A 16,631-nucleotide genomic window follows, 5' to 3' on the forward strand; every position below is an offset into this window, starting at 1 on the left:
CGGACCCGGGGCGGGCCGCGGCGGCGGGGAACCTCACTTCTTCGCCGTGGGCTCCTTCGGTGACCGCTTCTCCACCGGGCCCCGGCGCACCGCTCCCGGCGCGCTCCACTCCTGGCGGCGGCGGGCCCGCTTCTTGGCCGCCTCGGAGGACTCCAGCTGGTACGGCACCGAGGTCACCATCACCCCGGGGGTGAACAGCAGCCGGCCCTTGAGCCGCAGCGCGCTCTGGTTGTGCAGCAGGTGCTCGTACCAGTGGCCCACCACGTACTCGGGGATGATCACGCTGACGGCCTCGCGCGGGGACTCGTGGCGCAGGTTCTTCACGTACTCGATGATCGGGCGGGTGATCTCGCGGTACGGCGAGTCGAGGACCTTGAGCGGGACGTCTATGGCGCGCCGGTCCCACTCCTCCTTGAGGGCGCGGGTCTCCTCCGGGTCGACGTTGACGCTCAGTGCCTCCAGGGTGTCGGAGCGCATGAGCTTGGCGTAGGAGAGGGCCCGCAGGGTGGGGCGGTGGAGCTTGGAGACCAGGACGATGGAGTGCACCCGGGACGGGCGGACCACGTCGTCGGTCGGTTCCTCGGGGGCGCTGATCTCCTCCGCGACCCGGTCATAGTGGCGGCGGATCGCGGTCATCGTCGCGTAGAAGATGACCATGCCGAGCAGCGCGACCCACGCGCCGTGCGTGAACTTGGTGACCAGGACGACCACGAGCACCAGGCCGGTGAAGAACGCGCCGAAGGCGTTGATCGCCCGGGAGCGCTTCATATGGCGGCGCTTGGCCAGGTCGTTCTCGGTGCGCAGATGGCGGTTCCAGTGCCGGACCATGCCGGTCTGGCTCAGGGTGAAGGAGACGAAGACCCCGACGATGTAGAGCTGGATCAGCCGGGTCGAGTCGGCTCCGTAGATCACCACGAGCAGGGTCGCGGCGCCCGCGAGGACGACGATGCCGTTGGAGAAGGCGAGCCGGTCGCCGCGGGTGTGGAGCTGGCGCGGCAGATAGCGGTCCTGGGCGAGGATCGAGCCGAGCAGCGGGAAGCCGTTGTACGCCGTGTTGGCCGCGAGGAACAGCACCAGCGCGGTGGCCGCGGCGAGGACCACGAACAGGAAGGTGCCGTCCCCGAAGACCGCCGCCGCCACCTGGGAGATCACCGGGTCCTGGACATAGCCGTCCCCGACCGGGGCGCCGTCGTGGACGAGGTCCTTGGCCGGGTTCTCGGCCATCCGGACGTCGGAGGCCATGGCGAGGCCGATGATCCCGCAGAACATGGTGACGGCGAGCAGTCCCATCAGCGCCAGGGTGTTCGCGGCGTTGCGGGACTTCGGCTTGCGGAAGGCGGGGACGCCGTTGCTGATGGCCTCGACACCGGTGAGCGCCGCACAACCCGAGGAGAAGGCCCGCAGCAGCAGGAAGACCAGGGCGAATCCCGCGAGCCCCTGGTGCTCGGCCTGGATCTCGAAGTCGGCGGTGGGCGCCTTCAGCGTGTCGTCGAGGACCAGCCCGCGGAACGCGCCCCAGGCGATCATCAGGAAGACCCCGGTGACGAAGACATAGGTGGGGATCGCGAAGAGCTTCCCGGACTCCCGCACCCCGCGCAGGTTCATCACGGTGAGCAGCACGATGATGGTGACCGCGACGAGGACCTTGTTCTCGACCACGAACGGGATCGCGGAGCCGAGGTTCTCGACCCCCGAGGAGATGGACACGGCGACGGTGAGCACGTAGTCGACCAGCAGGGCGCTGGCGACGGTGAGGCCCGCCTTGGGACCGAGGTTGGTGGTCGCCACCTCGTAGTCGCCGCCGCCGCTGGGGTAGGCGTGCACGTTCTGACGGTACGAGGCCACCACCGTGAACATCAGGACGACGACGGCGAGGGCGATCCAGGGGCTGAAGTGGTAGGCCGACACGCCCGCGATGGAGAGCACCAGCAGCACCTCACCGGGCGCGTACGCCACCGAGGAGAGCGGGTCGGACGCGAAGACAGGGAGAGCGATGCGCTTCGGCAGGAGCGTCTCACCGAGCCGGTCACTGCGCAGGGCGCGCCCGATGAGGATCCGTTTGGGCACGTCGGTCAGTTTGGACACGCAAGGGATCGTAAGCGTTCGAACGGGGGGCCGCCCACCCACCACCCCAGAAGTCATGGTGACGATCGGATGCCGTTCCCGGCGGTGCGGGCGGGTGCCGTCCCCCGACCGCGCGTGTGTAGCTTGGGCCCCGGTCTGAGACCCTGTTAAGCCTGAGTCGTCACGATCAGGGGGGACTTGGTAAAGCCCGGGTCAAGTCCGCAGGCCCGGCCCTCTCCTGACCCCGACCGACCCCGACGGCATCGCGGTCCGCCGCGACACCGTGTCCGCCACCGACGCCGGACAACGCCGGCGTCCACCACGACGTCAACCAAACCAACGACACCGAACGGTTCCTCCACGGCGGAGCGGCCGGGCGGTGGCGCCGACGAGATCCACGTCAACGACATATCGACAGCCGGAAGGACGGTCGTGCACATCGTCATCATGGGCTGCGGCAGAGTGGGCTCCGCTCTCGCCCAGACCCTGGAGCAGCAGGGCCACACGGTCGCCGTGATCGACCAGGACCCCACCGCCTTCCGGCGTCTGGGCTCCGGGTTCGGCGGCCGGCGCGTCACGGGTATCGGCTTCGACCAGGACACCCTGCGGGAGGCCGGGATCGAGGAGGCGGGCGCGTTCGCCGCCGTCTCCAGCGGCGACAACTCCAACATCATCGCGGCCCGGGTGGCCCGCGAGATGTTCGGGATCGAGCATGTGGCGGCCCGTATCTACGACCCCCGGCGCGCCGAGGTCTACCAGCGGCTGGGCATCCCGACGGTCGCCACCGTCCGCTGGACCGCCGACCAGATGCTGCGCCGGCTGCTGCCGTCCGGCTCCGAGCCGCTGTGGCGGGACCCGACGGGCGGTGTCCAGCTCGCCGAGGTGCACACCACCACCGCGTGGGTGGGCCACAAGATCAGCCGCCTCCAGGACGAGACAGGGGTACGGGTCGCGTTCCTCACCCGTTTGGGCGAGGCGATCCTGCCGACCTCGCAGACCGTGCTCCAGGAAGGCGATCTGGTGCACGTGATGATGCGTTCGGACGATGTCGAGAAGGTCGAGGCCGCGTTCGCGGAGGGCCCCGAGGAAGGCGGTCAGTGATGAGGGTCGCCATTGCGGGAGCCGGCGCGGTGGGCCGTTCCATCGCCGGTGAGCTGCTGGAGAACGGTCACGAGATCCTGCTGATCGACAAGGCGCCCACGGCGATCTCCGTCGAGCGCGTCCCGCAGGCCGAGTGGCTGCTCGCCGACGCCTGCGAGATCACCTCGCTGGACGAGGCGGCGCTCCAGCGCTGCAACGTGGTCATCGCGGCGACCGGTGACGACAAGGTCAACCTGGTCGTCTCGCTGCTCGCGAAGACGGAGTACGGCGTTCCCCGGGTGGTCGCCCGGGTGAACAACCCCAAGAACGAGTGGCTGTTCAACGAGTCCTGGGGTGTCGATGTCGCCGTGTCGACACCGCGGCTGATGTCGGCCCTGGTCGAGGAGGCGGTGAGCGTCGGTGATCTGGTCAGGCTGCTGCGCTTCAGCCATGGCGACGCCAACCTCGTCGAGCTGACGCTGCCGCCGGAGTCCGCGCTCGCGGGCACCCGGGTCGGTGACGTGGCGTGGCCGCAGGACACCTCCCTCGTCACGATCATCCGGGGCACCCGGGTACTGGCTCCGACCCGGGAGGACTCGCTGGAGGCGGGCGACGAGCTGCTGTTCGTCGCGGCGCAGGCCCGCGAGGAGCAGTTGGAGGACCTGTTGTCGGTCCGCCGCGGACCCGAGGACGACTGAGGTACCGCGCCCCGGAGGAACGACGAGAGGGGGCGCCCGGATCACTCCGGGCGCCCCCTCTCTCACGCTCTCAGGCACCTACGTCACGCGCGGACTGTCGCGCTTACGTCACGCACGGGCCGTGCGCACCACCGGGGTCACGTCCGGTGGCCGGGGTCGTCCCCGGCCGGGGCGGCGGCACGCGCCGCCTTCTCGGCCTTTTCGGCCTTCTCGGCCTTCTCGCGCTCCTCCTGCGCCTCCAGCTCCGCGAAGACGTCGATGGGCGGCGGGGCCTTGGCCAGGAACACCCAGGTGAGCCAGACCGCGAGCAGGAACGGCGGGATCTTCAGCGCGACGAGGACCCAGCCGAGCTGGGTGGTGTCGGCCCACAGGTACAGCGGGAAGAGGATCGCGCACTTGGCGAGCAGGATCGCGCCCCACGCGTAGCTGGCCTTGGCGTACGCCTTCTTGCGGCCGGGGTTGCGGGTGCGCCAGGAGAGGTTCTCCTTGAAGACCGGGCCGAGGACCAGTCCGATCAGGGGGACGCCCGCGAGCGTGGTGATGATGTAGGCGAGGCCGAGGCCCAGCGTGTAGAGCATGCCCGGGAGGTAGAAGTCCTTGGCGTTGCCGGTCATCATCGCGAAGACCACACCGAAGGCGACCCCGAAGACACCGCTGAAGGCGTGCTTGACGGTGTCCTTCATGGCGATGCGCACCACGACCAGCAGCAGCGACACGGCGAGCGCCGCGATCGCGGAGATGTGCAGATCCTTGTTGATCGTGTAGATGGTGACGAAGAGCAGTCCGGGGAGGACCGTCTCGACCATCCCGCGCACCCCGCCGAACGCTTCGAAGAGCGCCGCCTCGGTCACGGCTCTGGAGTCACCGCCCGTGGCGCCGTCCCCGGCCGTGGGACCGGTGCCGTCCGGGTCTGCGTTCCGGTGGTCGGTCGGCTTGTCGAGGGACGTCACCGGCTACTCCCGTCCAAGGGGTCGGAGTTCGTACTTGGGGTTGAACAGCACCCGGCGGCCGTGGCTCATCGCGATCCGGCCGGACGCGATCAGTTTGCGGCCCGGTTCGATCCCGACGATGGAGCGCCGGCCGAGCCACACCACGTCGAGCGCGGCCGAACCGTCGAACAGCTCGGCCTCCAGGGCGGGTACTCCCGCCCGGGGGCGCAGAGTGACCGTGCGCAAGGTACCAGTAACGGTGACGACCTCGCGGTCGCGGCAGTCGCCGATCCGGACGCACCCGGCCGTCTCGGTGTCCTCGCGCAGCTCCTCCGACTCGATGTCCTCCTGGGACGCCGATATGTCGGCCAGCCGGTCGAGCATGCGCCGGAACCGGCCCGTCGGCTTCTCGGAACGTGGGACAGCGCTCATACCCGAAGGGTACCGGGGCGCGCCGGTACCCGGCCCGGCCAGGGACCGCCGTGCTCGCGGACGGCCACGGCGCCCGTCCCGCCCGCCACCAGCGCACCGCGCACGCGGATATTCCTAGGTCACCGTGACACGCGCCGTCACCGCGGGGTCACCTCGGCGGGGTCACCGGGGCGGCGTCACCGTTCGAAGCGGTACCCCATGCCCGGCTCGGTGATGAAGTGCCGGGGGTGCGAGGGGTCGGACTCCAGCTTCCGCCGCAGCTGGGCCATGTAGACCCGCAGATAGTTGGTCTCGGTGCCGTAGGACGGCCCCCACACCTCCTGGAGCAGCTGCTTCTGGCTGACGAGCCGCCCCGTGTTGCGGACCAGCACCTCCAGCAGATGCCATTCGGTGGGCGTGAGCCGTACGTCACGGCCGCCGCGGTTGACCTTCTTGGCGGCGAGGTCGACGGTGAAGTCGGCGGTGTCGACGATCACGTCGTCCTCACCGCCGCCCGTCGGCTCGGCCCGTCGCACGGCGGCCCGCAGCCGTGCCAGCAGCTCGTCCATGCCGAACGGTTTGGTGACGTAGTCGTCGGCGCCCGCGTCGAGCGCCTCGACCTTCTCGTCGGAGCTGTGGCGCGCGGACAGCACCAGGATGGGGACGCGGGTCCAGCCCCGCAGGCCCTTGATCACCTCGACGCCGTCCATGTCCGGCAGCCCGAGATCGAGCACCACGACATCGGGATGGCGGGCGGCGGCGAGCTGGAGCGCGGTGGCCCCGTCGGGGGCGGCGTCCACCTCGTACTTCCGTGCCTTGAGGTTGATCACGAGCGCGCGGACGATCTGGGGTTCGTCGTCGACCACGAGCACCCGGGTCATGGGCGCCTGCCTTTCTGGTTGTCCGGGGCCCGGGACGTCCCCGGTCCGGCAGGAGTACGCGGTCATGAGGTGACCTGGGCGGACAGTTCGGCGCGCGGGCGGGCGCGGCCGGCGGCCGCGGTGAGCGTGAGGACCATGGTGAGGCCGCCGCCGGGGGTGTCCTCGGCGGCGAGGGTGCCGCTCATGGCCTCGGCGAAGCCACGGGCGACGGCGAGCCCGAGTCCGACGCCGGCACCGCGCGGGGCGTCACCATAGCGCTGGAAGGGCTCGAAGATACGGTCCTTGGCGTCGTCGGGGACGCCGGGGCCCCGGTCGACCACGCGCAGTTCGACCCGGTCGCCGAGCGTGCTCGCGGCCACGAGGACCCGCTGGCCCTCGGGGCTGTACTTGACGGCATTCTCGACGATGTTGGCGACGGCGCGTTCCAGCAGCCCCGGATCGACGCGGACCATCGGCAGACTCTCGGGGATGTCCAGGCCGACGCTGTCCTCGGGGACTCCGCCGAGGGCCATCGGCACCACTTCGTCCAGGTCGATCTCGCGGATCAGCGGCTGGACGGTGCCGGTCTGGAGGCGGGACATGTCGAGGAGGTTGCCGACAAGGTTGTCGAGCCGGTCGGCGCCCTCCTCGATCGCGGCCAGCAGCTCGGCCTCGTCGTCGTCGGACCAGGCCACGTCGTCGGACCGGAGGGAGGACACGGCGGCCTTGATCGCGGCGAGCGGGGTGCGCAGATCGTGGCTGACGGCGGCGAGCAGCGCGGTGCGGATGCGGTTGCCCTCCGCGAGGGTGCGGGCGCGTTCGGCCTCCTGCTGGAGGCGCTGGCGGTCGAGGACCACGGCCGCCTGGGCGGCGAACGCGGCGAGGACCCGGCGGTCCTCGGCGGGCAGCACCCGTCCGGAGAGCGCGAGCGCCATATGGTCGCCGACCGGCATGTCGACGTCGGCGTCCTCGGGCCGTTCCACCGGCGCCGGGCCGACGCTGCCCGCGCAGGTCCACGGCTCGCCGTCCCCGGCGCGTTCCAGCAGGGCCACCGACTCCATCGCGAACGTCTCCCGCACCCGCTCCAGCAGTGCGTCGAGGGTGGTCTCGCCGCGCAGCACACTGCCCGCGAGGAAGGACAGGATCTCCGACTCGGCGCGCAGCCGCGCCGCCTGATGGGTGCGCCGCGCCGCGAGATCCACCACCGACGCCACCGCCACCGCGACCCCGACGAAGATCACGATGGCGACGATGTTCTTGGGGTCCGCGATGGTGACGCGGTGCAGCGGCGGGGTGAAGAACCAGTTGAGCAGGAAGGACCCGAAGGCGGCGGACGCCAGTGCCGGGAGGAGTCCGCCGAGCAGGGCAGCGGCGACCGTCAGCGACAGGAACAGCAGCATGTCGTTGGCGAGACCGAGGTCGGCGTCGACATTGGACAGCGTCAGCGCGAGGACGACCGGCCCGGCGACCCCGACGAGCCAGCCCCAGATGATCCGCGGGCGGCCGAGCCGGGCGCCCCGGGCGACGGGCAGTCCGCGGCCCTTCGCGGCTTCCTCGTGGGTGACGATGTGCACGTCGAGGTCGGGTCCGGACTCCCGGGCGACGGTCGCCCCGACCCCGGGGCCGAACACGTACTGCCATGCCTTGCGGCGGGAGGACCCGAGCACGATCTGGGTGGCGTTGACCCCGCGCGCGAACTCCAGCAGCGCGGAGGGGATGTCGTCCCCTATGACGTGGTGGAAGGTGCCGCCCATGTCCTCCACGAGGGTGCGCTGGACGGCGAGTTCCTTCGGGGAGGCGGCGGTGAGGCCGTCGCTGCGGGAGATGTAGACGGCGAGCACCTCTCCGCCCGCGCCCTTCTCGGCGAGCCGCGCGGCACGCCGTATCAACGTCCGGCCCTCCGGACCGCCCGTGATACCGACCACGATCCGCTCGCGCGCCTGCCAGGTGGTGCGGATGTTGTGCTCGCCCCGGTATGCCTGGAGGTATTCGTCGACCCGGTCCGCGACCCACAGCAGCGCCAGCTCACGCAACGCCGTCAGGTTCCCCGGCCGGAAGTAGTTCGACAACGCCGCGTCGACCTTGTCCGACTTGTAGATGTTCCCGTGCGCCATCCGACGCCGCAACGCCTGCGGCGACATGTCCACCAACTCGATCTGATCCGCCCGCCGCACCACCTCATCAGGCACCGTCTCCCGCTGCCGCACCCCCGTGATCGACTCCACCACATCACCCAACGACTCCAGATGCTGGATGTTCACCGTCGACACCACATCAATACCCGCGGCCAGCAACTCCGCCACGTCCTGCCACCGCTTGCCGTTCCGCGAACCCGGCACATTCGAATGCGCCAACTCGTCCACCAGCACCACCGCAGGACCCCGCGCCAGCACCGCGTCCACATCCATCTCCGTGAACACCGCACCCCGGTACACCAGCTCCCGACGCCCCACCTCCTCCAGGCCGTGCAGCATCACCTCCGTACGCGGGCGGCCGTGATGCTCCACAAAACCCACCACACAGTCCGTACCCCGCTCCACCCGACGATGCGCCTCCGACAACATCGCGTACGTCTTGCCCACACCCGGCGCCGCACCGAGATAGATCCGAAGCTTGCCGCGTCCCATGGCCCCATTGTCTTCCACTCATGACCGCACACGGCGTCGGCCGCGCTCCGACGGTACAGCCATGAAGTCCGACAAATCGGACGTGTGATCGATCGGGTGGGGTCCTTGACGCAACCCTGATACGGGTGTGCACGGAGAGAGGAGGTGCTGGTCACGCAGGGGCAGGGGGACGTACCGGGCCGGTCAGACGGCCTCGGTGATCTCCCCGTCGCTGAGCTCCAGGACCCGGTCCGCGAGGTCGAGGAGGGCCGTGTCATGGGTGGCCACCAGGGCGGTGACGCCCTCGCTGCGGACGACCGCGCGCAGCAGTTCCATGACGGCGTGCCCGGTCTCGGCGTCGAGCTGGCCGGTGGGCTCGTCCGCGATGATCAGGGACGGCTGGTTGGCGAGCGCGCGGGCGATGGCGACGCGCTGGCGCTGTCCGCCGGAGAGCTCCCCGGGCCGCTGGAGAGCGTGGTCCGCGAGCCCGACGAGCGAGAGCAGCAGGGAGACGCGTTCGTCGCGCTCCTTGGGGTCGGCCTTGCGCAACCGCAGCGGTACCCCGACGTTCTCGGCGGCGCTGAGGATCGGGATCAGCCCGAAGGACTGGAAGATGAATCCGACCCGGTCGCGGCGCAGCTCCAGGAGCTCGTTCTCACCGAGCTCCGCGAGGTCGTGGCCGTCGACCCGGACGGAGCCCTGGTCGGGGGTGTCGAGACCGCCGACCAGGTTGAGCAGGGTGGTCTTCCCCGATCCGGAACGGCCCTTGAGCGCGACCAGCTCACCGCGCGGCACGCTGAAGGACACCCCGCGCAGCGCGTGGACGGCGGCCGCTCCGGTGCCGTACGAACGGTGCAGGTTGTCCACCCGCAGCATGGGGCCGCCGGTGTCCGGCCCGCCCGGGGCCACCGCCGTACCGCTGAGCCCACCGACTCCCTGCACCACAGCCCCTCCCCGGACCCCGCGTTCGATCAGCCGACAGTATCCCCCGCCCACCCCGTGACGCGAGCCCCGGCGGTCGGCGGACCGGCGGTCGCACCGTCGTGCGGCGCCCACGGAACCCGTGCGGGAACGTGCACGGCCGGGCCCGCGGACCAGGCGCACGAGCGGGGGCGCCCCGCACCGGGCCCGCCCCCGGACAGAGCTGTGCCCCGCCAAAGGAGCGCAGCGGCTTCCGGCGGGGCACAGGCCCGATGTCAGGGGTCTAGCGGATCTCGGTGATCTCCGGGCCCCGGGCCAGCTGTCCCATTCCGCCGGAGAACCGGCTGTTGGCCTGGTCCTCCTGCTGCACCCCTTCGGGCACCATCTGCGCGTTGTTGGGCAGCTGGAGGACGATCGGGTCACGGGGCGCCATCGGGCCGTCACCGCGCACCACCACGGTGTCCCGGAAGATCTGCTCCAGCAGTCCCGCGGCCTGCGGCTGCACGGCGCCCTGACCGGAGATGACTCCCCGCAGGAACCAGCGCGGCCCGTCGATACCGACGAAGCGGACGACCTGGAAGCCGCCGGTGCCGTCGGGCAGCTGTACGGGCACCTGGGCCCGCAGCTCCCAGCCGAGCGGCCCCTCGACCTCGTCGATCACGCCACCCTGCTGGGTGATCCCGGAGGCGATCTCCTCGCGTACCTCGCCCCAGATGCCCTCACGCTTGGGGGCGGCGAAGCCCTGGAGCTGGATGGCGCTGTCCTTGAGCACGACGGTGGCGGCGACGATCGCGTCACCGGCGACCTCGACCCGCAGCTCCATGCCCTCGACCCCGGGCACGAAGAGCCCGCCCAGGTCGACCCGGCCCTCGCCGGGCTCGCCGACCTCGGTGCTGTCCCAAGGTCCGTCGGGGCGCGGCTCCGGCTCCAGCCGTACGCGCTCCGCCTCGTCCGCCGCGTCGGCGTCGACGACCTGCTCGGCCTCGCCCGCCGCGTCCGCCGCGTCCGCCGCGTCCTCGGCGGAGCTCATCTTCTTGCGACGTCCGAACACGTCAATGTCCTTCCCGGTCGGTTCCGACCGATGCGTATTGATTCCCACCCACGGGCCCGCCTGCGCCGCCCACCGAGGCGTGGCCCCCGGTGGAGCCGAAGCCCCCCTCGGCCCGTGCCGAAGCGGGAAGCTCCGCGACCTCTTGGAAGCGGACCCTCTCGATCTGCTGGACAACCAGTTGAGCGATCCGGTCGAATCGTTCGAACCGCACATTCTCGCGCGGGTCGAGATTCACCACGATCACCTTGATCTCCCCACGGTACCCGGCATCAACCGTCCCTGGGGCATTCACCAGGGCGACACCGCAGCGGGCGGCCAGTCCGGAGCGCGGGTGCACGAAGGCGGCGTACCCCTCGGGCAGGGCGATGGCCACCCCGGTCGGCAGCACGGCCCGTTCACCGGGGGCGAGTTCGCATGCCTCGGTGGTCCGCAGATCGGCCCCGGCGTCACCGGGCCGCGCGTACGACGGGAGGGGTACGTCGGGGTCGATGCGCCGCAGCATCACAGGGAGTTCGGGGCGCGTCACACCCTCGGTGCCGATCATGGGTTCACCTCGAAGGCGCGCACGCGCCGGACGCTGTCGGGATCGTTCATGGCGGCCCGGATCTCCTCCGGGCGGCCGTTGTCGATGAAGTGGTCGACCTTGACCTCGATGAAGAGGGCCTCGGCGCGTACGGCGACGGGGCCGTCGGGACCGCCGATCCGGCCGGTGGCGCGGCAGTAGATCTTCCGGCCGGCCACGGCGGTGGCCTCGGCGTCGAGGTGCAGGACGGTGTCGACCGGCACGGGCAGGACGTAGTCGGTCTCCAGCCGGCCGGTGACGGCGATGACCCGCAGCAGCCAGCTCAGCGAGCCGAGGGTCTCGTCGAGCGCGGTGGCGAGGACCCCGCCGTGCGCGAGCCCGGGGGCGCCCTGGTGGGCGGGCCGTACGGTGAACTCGGCCGTGACCCGGACACCGTCGCGGGCACGGGTCGCGAGGTGCAGTCCGTGGGGTTGCTCCCCGCCGCAGCCGAAGCACTGGTCGTAGTGGGAGCCGAGGAGTTCGCCGGGCGCGGGGGCGTCGGGATGCCGCACCGGCGCCGTGGCGTCCGCCGGGGGCGTCAGGACCGTAGAAGTACCACTCACAGGCGCAGACCTTACCCGTCCGCGCGGCCGTCCCCGGACGGGCGGGCCCCGCTCCTGGCGGGCCCCGCGCAGCGTGCCAAGCTTGCGTGCATGGAGCTTTCCGCACCCCCTTACGAAGAACGTCTCACCACGCCCCGTTCGTGGTGGGTGGTCGCGGTGCTGGCGGGGGTCTCGATGGCGCTGATCCTGCTGCCGCTCGGCACCCTGCCGATGCTGGGCGGTCTGGTCGGCGGTACGGCGGCCGTGGGGCTGCTGGCCGGTTCGTACGGCTCGGTCCGGATCAGGGTCGTGGCGGGGTCGCTGGTGATCGGTGACGCGCGTATCCCGCTGTCGGCGCTCGGGGAACCGCAGCCGCTGGACGCGGAGGAGGCCCGCGCCTGGCGTTCCCATCGGGCGGACCCGCGCGCGCACATGCTGCTGCGGAGCTACATCCCGACGGCGCTGCGGGTGCCGGTCACGGACCCGGAGGACCCGACACCGTACGTGTATGTCTCCACACGTGATCCGGAGGCTCTGGCGAAGGCGCTGACGGCCGCCCGTACGGTCTGATCCCGTACCCCGTCAGCCGGTCCGGGGTCCTGTCCGGACCCCGGGCGCCCGCTCCCGCGGGGCTCAGCCCTCGATCTCGCGGCGGCCCGGGTCGTCCTCCAGCTCGCCCCGCCGCCCGCGCGCGGGCAGCCGCGGCAGGTCGGTCAGCTCTCTCCACGGGATCTGCTGTTTGCGCAGATCGGCCCGGATACGGGTGGCGAGCTTCCTGGTGTCCCGCCGGTTCATCACGGCACCGACGGCCGCGCCGACCATGAACGGCATCAGGTTCGGCAGATTGCGCACCATCCGCTTCATGATCTGCTGACGCAGCTCGCGTTTCATGTGCACGCCGAGAGCGGCGTTGACCGTCGACGGCTTGGTCACGTCGATGCCCCGCTCCTGCGACCAGGTGGCGAGGTACACGGTGGTGCGTTCCTTGACGCCACCGGGCGGGCGCCGGCCGTACACCTCGTACAGCTCGGCGATGAGTTTCAGTTCGATCGCGGCGACGCCGGTGATCTCGGCGGCCATCTCCGCGGGCATGGCGGGCGGGACGGGCATCATCGCGGCGGCGCCGACCCCGGCACCGACCGTCGAGGTGGCGTTCGCCGCGCCGGAGACGAGCTTGTCGGCCAGCTGCTCCGGCGTGAGGCCGGGGAACTGGGCGCGCAAGGTCTCAAGATCGCGGACGGGTACCCGTGGCGCGTTCTCGATGATCCGGTCGGCGAGGAACGCCAGGCCCGCCTTGGCCCGGCTGCCGCTCTTGCGGACGCCGTCGCGTACGCCGTCCCGGACGGCCGCCACGCGGCCTTTGGCGGGCCCTGGCGGCCCGCTGTGCGGGTCGGACGGCACAACCGCCCCGGCGGCCAGCAGGGCGTCCGCCCATGCCGCCGTTCCGGACTGTTCTGCGTCCGCCCCTCGTATGACCCCTGCCTGCCCCGGGGAACCGTCCCGATCGTCGCGCGCTTCGAGCGAGGCCGGGTGGCCCCGCTCGTGGTCACGCGCGCCGTCGGACGGTCCTGTGTCCGCTCCCCGCTTCAGGAAGCGGCGCTTCCGGGGTGGGGTCGAGCCAGTCACGGCCGACCCCTCCTCAGTCGCAGTCGCGGCAGATGGGCTGGCCGTTCTTCTCCCTGGCCAGCTGACTGCGGTGGTGGACCAGGAAGCAGCTCATGCAGGTGAACTCGTCCGCCTGCTTGGGCATGACCCTGACGGCCAGCTCCTCGTTCGAGAGGTCTGCTCCCGGGAGCTCCAATCCTTCCGCGGCCTCGAACTCGTCGACATCGACGGTCGACGCCGACTTGTCGTTGCGCCGGGACTTCAGCTCTTCGAGGCTGTCCTCGTTGAGATCGTCATCGGTCTTGCGTGGGGTGTCGTAATCCGTTGCCATATCGCTCTCCCCCTCTGGGTGTCTGCGGGTGTCTCAGCGCACGTAACGCGTGAGAGGCCGGACTTGTGCCCGACCTGAGGCGGAGATTTTGCCTCACATCAAGGTCTGTTACTCAATCGACACCCGAACGGACCCCCCTGGGGTGATCCGCGTGGATGGCGATCGGGACCCTATCCGGTCCTGATGGCGCACCTCACGGGCGCCACCCCGTGTACTTCCCGTGATCAGGACCCCTGAAAACCCGGACTTTCCAGGCCCGTCAGCGGCTTCACCGATCACAGAGAGTAGAAAACGGGATTCTCGCTCTTGTGATCGATCACACACGGATTTCCCGGGAACAGGTCCCGAAAATTCCGCGTAAAGCGAACATCCCCTGCGTGTCGGAGGGCAGTGTGTCAGATCGGGAGCGTGACACGCATCACGAGCCCTCCCCCTTCCCGCGGCTCCGCGATGATACGGCCGCGATGCGCCCGGGCCACCGACCTGGCGATGGAAAGACCGAGACCCACACCCTTGTCGCTGTTGGTCCGCTCGGTACGCAGTCTGCGGAATGGCTCGAAAAGGTTGTCGATCTCGTACGCGGGGACCACCGGGCCGGTGTTCGACACCACGAGGACCGCCTGTCCGTGCTGGACCTCCGTGGTCACCTCGACCCAGCCGTCCTCGGGGACGTTGTAGCGGACGGCGTTCTGCACGAGGTTCAGCGCGATGCGCTCCAGCAGCACGCCGTTGCCCTGGACCACCGCGGGCGCGCGCTCCCCGCGGATCTCCACGCCCTTCTGCTGGGCCTCGCCGTGCGCCTGGTCGATGGCGCGGGAGGCGACCTCGGCGAGGTCCACCGGCTTGCGCTCCACGATCTGGTTGTCACTGCGGGCGAGCAGCAGCAACCCCTCCACCAGCTGCTCACTGCGCTCATTGGTGGCCAGCAGCGTCTTGCCGAGCTGGTGCAGCTCGGGCGGCGCCTCGGGGTCGGAGAGATGGACCTCCAGCAGGGTGCGGTTGATCGCGAGGGGCGTGCGCAGTTCGTGCGAGGCATTGCCGACGAAGCGCTGCTGGGCCGTGAAGGCCCGCTGAAGGCGCTCCAGCATGTCGTCGAAGGTGTCCGCGAGCTCCTTGAGCTCGTCGTCCGGGCCGTCGAGCTCGATCCGCCGGGTCAGATCGGAACCGGCCACCTGGCGCGCGGTGCGCGTGATGCGGCCGAGCGGCGACAGGACCCGGCCGGCCATCGCGTACCCGAAGGCGAAGGCGATGACGCTGAGGCCGAGAAGTGCCATCAGGGAACGGCTGAGGAGTTCGTCCAGGGCCTGCTGACGGCGGTGGTTCAGGCACTGCGCCAGGGCGTCGTTGATCGCGTCCTGGGTGCGCGGGGTGTCGGCGAGGTCGGGACAGCTCTGGCTGGAGACCTGGAGCTCGCCGGAGACGATCGTGAACGGCATCTTGTTGCCGACCCCGATGGCCTGGGCCGCCAGCAGGTAGATGATCGACAGCAGCAGGATGCCCGCGATCAGGAACATGCCGCCGTACAGCAGCGTGAGCCGTATCCGGATGGTCGGGCGCAGCCAGGGGAAGGGCGGCTCGGGACGTGCCGGGTCCCAGGTGGGTTTCGGGGGCGCCGTGGGCGGCGGCGGTGTAGCGGCCATGTGCTCAGATCCGGTAGCCGGAGCCGGGGACGGTGATGATCACGGCGGGCTCACCGAGCTTGCGGCGCAGCGTCATCACGGTGACCCGGACGACATTGGTGAACGGGTCGGTGTTCTCGTCCCACGCCTTCTCCAGCAGTTGCTCCGCCGAGACGACCGCGCCCTCGCTGCGCAGCAGGACCTCCAGGACGGCGAACTCCTTGGGGGCGAGCTGCACCTCCTTGCCGTCGCGGAAGACCTCGCGGCGGTTGGGGTCCAGCTTGATGCCCGCGCGCTCCAGGACGGGCGGCAGCGGCACACTGGTGCGCCGTCCGAGCGCGCGTACCCGCGCGATCAGCTCGCTGAAGGCGAACGGCTTGGGCAGATAGTCGTCGGCGCCGATCTCCAGCCCCTCGACCCGGTCGCTCACATCGCCGGAGGCGGTGAGCATCAGGACCCGGGTCGGCATGCCGAGCTCGACGATCCTGCGGCAGACGTCGTCACCGTGGACGAGCGGGAGGTCGCGGTCGAGGACGACGACGTCGTAGTCGTTCACACCGATCCGCTCCAGGGCCGCGGCGCCGTCGTAGACGACGTCGACGGCCATGGCCTCCCGGCGCAGCCCGGTGGCCACCGCATCGGCGAGAAGCTGCTCGTCCTCGACGACGAGTACGCGCACGTCGTAGTCCTTCCTTAGGCGCCCGCGCGCTCGCGGGCGCGGACGGGCGACATGAAAATCGTGGGGTGGGGCTCCATCCTGCCTCTTTCGGTCATAAACCGGCTGTAAGGCGGGAACGGCCTGTGGAAGGGCCCGGGAATGGGGGATTTTCTCGCGGGGTTCAGGTTTCCGTGGAAGAGCGTGGGGGGAGGACGACCACACACCCGCGATCACACTGTGCATATGGCACGCCATGAACAGCTTTCCGCAGAGCTGCGACAGTCGTGATCGCCCCTTCCCAGGGCACACCCCCGTGCCATCGACCCACGACCCAGGACGAGGGGGCGCAACCATGGACGCATTCACCGCAGGACTCGTGCAGCGCATAAGGGCGACCGAGTCCGACCTGACCCGGGCCCGCGAGACCGGCGACGAATTCCTTGTCGAGGTGGAGCAGTCCGAGCTGGACGATCTCCGCCGTCTGGCCGCCGAGCACGGCGTCCAGGTCGAACTCGGCGGCGCGCGAGTCTGAGCCACCACCGTGGGAGCCGTCCGCGCGGCGGTGCCCATGGGAGCAGGCACACGGCCGGCGGCCGTACCCGCGTCCGCGCCACGGGAGAACCCTGGACGGTCTCCGGGGACGGCGGACACAGCACACGTGAGGCGCAGGGCCCGGCGGCTTCGCCGGGCCCTG

Annotated in this window: 17 protein-coding genes; 4 read left to right on the plus strand and 13 right to left on the minus strand. The window is 70.6% G+C overall.

The window, feature by feature from the left end; all coding sequences use genetic code 11:
• Positions 1-33 precede the first annotated feature (33 nt).
• Positions 34-2,085: an APC family permease gene (locus tag OG711_RS10190; RefSeq protein ID WP_329559116.1), complete on the minus strand. Its 2,052-nt coding sequence runs from the start codon at positions 2,083-2,085 to the stop codon at positions 34-36.
• Between the two features lie 411 nt (positions 2,086-2,496).
• Here OG711_RS10190 and OG711_RS10195 point away from each other — a divergent pair, with 411 nt between their 5' ends.
• Positions 2,497-3,165, plus strand: coding sequence for a potassium channel family protein (locus OG711_RS10195; RefSeq protein ID WP_073789485.1), 669 nt, complete (start codon positions 2,497-2,499; stop codon positions 3,163-3,165).
• Entirely contained in the window at positions 3,165-3,842 is a 678-nt protein-coding gene (locus tag OG711_RS10200; protein WP_073789484.1) for a potassium channel family protein, read from the plus strand. The genes OG711_RS10195 and OG711_RS10200 overlap by 1 nt, the downstream gene beginning before the upstream one ends.
• Positions 3,843-3,979: 137 nt before the next feature.
• Here OG711_RS10200 and OG711_RS10205 read toward each other — a convergent pair whose 3' ends face one another.
• From OG711_RS10205 to OG711_RS10240, 8 genes are all read right to left on the minus strand, one after another.
• Positions 3,980-4,792: a DUF3159 domain-containing protein gene (locus tag OG711_RS10205; RefSeq protein WP_329559117.1), complete on the minus strand. Its 813-nt coding sequence runs from the start codon at positions 4,790-4,792 to the stop codon at positions 3,980-3,982.
• Between the two features lie 3 nt (positions 4,793-4,795).
• The gene (locus OG711_RS10210; protein WP_073789482.1) at positions 4,796-5,203 is read right to left on the minus strand and encodes an OB-fold nucleic acid binding domain-containing protein; all 408 of its coding nucleotides are present in this window, start codon (positions 5,201-5,203) and stop codon (positions 4,796-4,798) included.
• A gap of 176 nt (positions 5,204-5,379) precedes the next feature.
• On the minus strand, positions 5,380-6,063 hold the full coding sequence (locus tag OG711_RS10215) for a response regulator (protein ID WP_073789481.1): 684 nt from the start codon (positions 6,061-6,063) through the stop codon (positions 5,380-5,382).
• Between the two features lie 62 nt (positions 6,064-6,125).
• Positions 6,126-8,669 (minus strand): ATP-binding protein, encoded by a 2,544-nt coding sequence (locus OG711_RS10220; protein ID WP_329559118.1) that lies wholly within the window; start codon positions 8,667-8,669, stop codon positions 6,126-6,128.
• Positions 8,670-8,852: 183 nt separating this feature from the next.
• The gene (locus tag OG711_RS10225) at positions 8,853-9,524 is read right to left on the minus strand and encodes an ABC transporter ATP-binding protein (protein WP_107499290.1); all 672 of its coding nucleotides are present in this window, start codon (positions 9,522-9,524) and stop codon (positions 8,853-8,855) included.
• A gap of 328 nt (positions 9,525-9,852) precedes the next feature.
• Positions 9,853-10,620, minus strand: a complete 768-nt coding sequence (locus tag OG711_RS10230) for a DUF3710 domain-containing protein (protein WP_073789478.1) — start codon at positions 10,618-10,620, stop codon at positions 9,853-9,855.
• A 1-nt stretch (position 10,621) separates the two neighbouring features.
• Positions 10,622-11,164 carry a dUTP diphosphatase gene (dut, locus tag OG711_RS10235; protein ID WP_178391050.1) on the minus strand — a complete coding sequence of 181 codons (543 nt, stop codon included), beginning with the start codon at positions 11,162-11,164 and terminating at the stop codon, positions 10,622-10,624.
• Positions 11,161-11,745, minus strand: a complete 585-nt coding sequence (locus OG711_RS10240) for a PaaI family thioesterase (RefSeq protein ID WP_073789477.1) — start codon at positions 11,743-11,745, stop codon at positions 11,161-11,163. Before OG711_RS10240 ends, dut begins: the two co-directional genes overlap by 4 nt.
• Before the next feature lie 90 nt (positions 11,746-11,835).
• Here OG711_RS10240 and OG711_RS10245 point away from each other — a divergent pair, with 90 nt between their 5' ends.
• Positions 11,836-12,294, plus strand: a complete 459-nt coding sequence (locus OG711_RS10245) for a DUF3093 domain-containing protein (RefSeq protein ID WP_073789476.1) — start codon at positions 11,836-11,838, stop codon at positions 12,292-12,294.
• A 63-nt stretch (positions 12,295-12,357) separates the two neighbouring features.
• Here the strand turns inward: OG711_RS10245 and OG711_RS10250 are convergent, their stop codons facing one another.
• From OG711_RS10250 to OG711_RS10265, 4 genes are all read right to left on the minus strand, one after another.
• The gene (locus tag OG711_RS10250) at positions 12,358-13,350 is read right to left on the minus strand and encodes a hypothetical protein (RefSeq protein ID WP_073789475.1); all 993 of its coding nucleotides are present in this window, start codon (positions 13,348-13,350) and stop codon (positions 12,358-12,360) included.
• 13 nt (positions 13,351-13,363) lie between these two features.
• On the minus strand, positions 13,364-13,660 hold the full coding sequence (locus OG711_RS10255) for a DUF4193 domain-containing protein (protein ID WP_073789474.1): 297 nt from the start codon (positions 13,658-13,660) through the stop codon (positions 13,364-13,366).
• Positions 13,661-14,055: 395 nt separating this feature from the next.
• On the minus strand, positions 14,056-15,300 hold the full coding sequence (locus OG711_RS10260) for a sensor histidine kinase (protein ID WP_073789473.1): 1,245 nt from the start codon (positions 15,298-15,300) through the stop codon (positions 14,056-14,058).
• 4 nt (positions 15,301-15,304) lie between these two features.
• Complete coding sequence (locus OG711_RS10265) at positions 15,305-15,958, minus strand: response regulator transcription factor (protein ID WP_073789471.1); 654 nt, start codon at positions 15,956-15,958, stop codon at positions 15,305-15,307.
• A gap of 331 nt (positions 15,959-16,289) precedes the next feature.
• On the opposite strand from OG711_RS10265, the gene OG711_RS10270 reads away from it, so the two are divergent.
• A complete protein-coding gene (locus OG711_RS10270) occupies positions 16,290-16,469 on the plus strand; it encodes a hypothetical protein (protein ID WP_073789469.1) in 180 nt (59 codons plus the stop codon).
• Positions 16,470-16,631 lie beyond the last annotated feature (162 nt).

This window comes from Streptomyces uncialis, from assembly GCF_036250755.1.
GTDB classification, from domain to species: Bacteria; Actinomycetota; Actinomycetes; order Streptomycetales; family Streptomycetaceae; genus Streptomyces; species Streptomyces uncialis.